Origin of the sequence: Streptomyces sp. NPDC037389, assembly GCF_040636475.1 — a bacterium.
Classification (GTDB): Bacteria; Actinomycetota; Actinomycetes; order Streptomycetales; family Streptomycetaceae; genus Streptomyces; species Streptomyces hesseae.
The window spans coordinates 1-1,327 of the sequence record NZ_JBEZUS010000063.1 but is presented as its reverse complement, the minus strand read 5'-3'; the positions used below and the strand labels follow the sequence as shown (position 1 = coordinate 1,327).

Below are 1,327 nucleotides of genomic sequence, written 5' to 3'. Positions count from 1 at the left end.
GCGACGGTGGACGATCGTCACGGACTTCGCGAAGCGGGAGAGGAACGTGGCCTCCTCCATCGCGGTGTCACCGCCGCCGATCACGGCGATGTCCTGGTCCTTGAAGAAGAAGCCGTCACAGGTCGCGCACCAGGAGACGCCGCGGCCGGACAGGGCGTCCTCGTTCGGCAGACCGAGCTTGCGGTGCTGGGAGCCGGTGGTCACGATGACGGCCTTGGCCTGGTGGACGGTTCCCGCGGTGTCGGTGACGGTCTTGATCTCACCGGTGAGGTCGACGCTCACGACGTCGTCCGGGATCAGCTCGGCACCGAAGCGCTCCGCCTGGGCCCGCATGTTGTCCATGAGCTCGGGGCCCATGATCCCGTCCTGGAAGCCGGGGAAGTTCTCGACCTCGGTGGTGTTCATCAGTGCTCCGCCCGCAGTGACGGCACCCTCGAACACCAGCGGCTTGAGCGACGCTCGCGCGGTGTAGAGCGCCGCCGTGTAGCCGGCGGGCCCGGAGCCGATGATGATCACGTTTCGGACGTCGCTCACGGCTTCATTCCTCGTCTCTGGACTGCGTCTTCAGGGCCGGGTGGAGCTGCACTCGGAACTCTCACCCCACCTAACGGATCCTACGGGGCGCGCATTCCCGCTGTGTCCGGGCACACGACGACAGGGCCCGGGCCACCCGGGAGGGGAGTCGGACCCGACCGCTACGGACGCGCGTAGGAGTGCTGCAGAAGGATCTTGGCCTCGCCGATGGCGGGCTGCTTCACACACGCCGCATCGGCAATGTAGGCGGTGACGCGGGTGTCGTGGGCGGCATCGGGCAGTACCACGAGCAGTGCTTCCTTGCCCTGGTAGACGCCCTGCTCCGTGGCGATCGCCGCGTCGTCGCGGTCGATGCCCCGGCGGATGCACTCGGGCACGGTCGGCTGCTTGAAGACGTGGTTCTCGGCGGTCTCGCCACCGGTCTCGGACTCCATGCCGAAGCTGCGCGGTGTGGGCGACTCGTTCTGAGCGCTCCCGCCCGCGACGAGGCCGGTGACCTTGTCCTGGAGATGCCCCTCGGAGAAGGTGTCCGAGAGTGCGGCGGTCTGCTGCTCGTGTGCGGTGTCGCTGGACGGGCTCTCCCCGGTGAGGGAGGACACGACGACCGAGCCGAGCCCGATGGCGGCAGCGGCGGCCACGGCGCCGAGTACAGCGACCCTTCGCCGCACGCCTCGCCGGCGATCCTTGCGGCCGGGGCCGGTGGAGGAGGGGCGGGGGTGCCCGGTCGGTCGGTCGACCGGTGGCGATGTTTCACGTGAAACATGCGCGTCGTCGGCCGCGGCCGGTCGCGGTT

At 69.3% G+C, this 1,327-nt stretch carries 2 protein-coding genes; both read right to left on the bottom strand.

Going from position 1 to position 1,327, the window contains the following annotated elements; all coding sequences use genetic code 11:
• Positions 1–534: FAD-dependent oxidoreductase (locus AB0E98_RS33750; RefSeq protein ID WP_361710315.1), on the bottom strand; the 534-nt coding region annotated here is incomplete at its 3' end.
• 161 nt (positions 535–695) lie between these two features.
• Entirely contained in the window at positions 696–1,172 is a 477-nt protein-coding gene (locus tag AB0E98_RS33745; RefSeq protein WP_361710314.1) for a hypothetical protein, read from the bottom strand.
• Positions 1,173–1,327 lie beyond the last annotated feature (155 nt).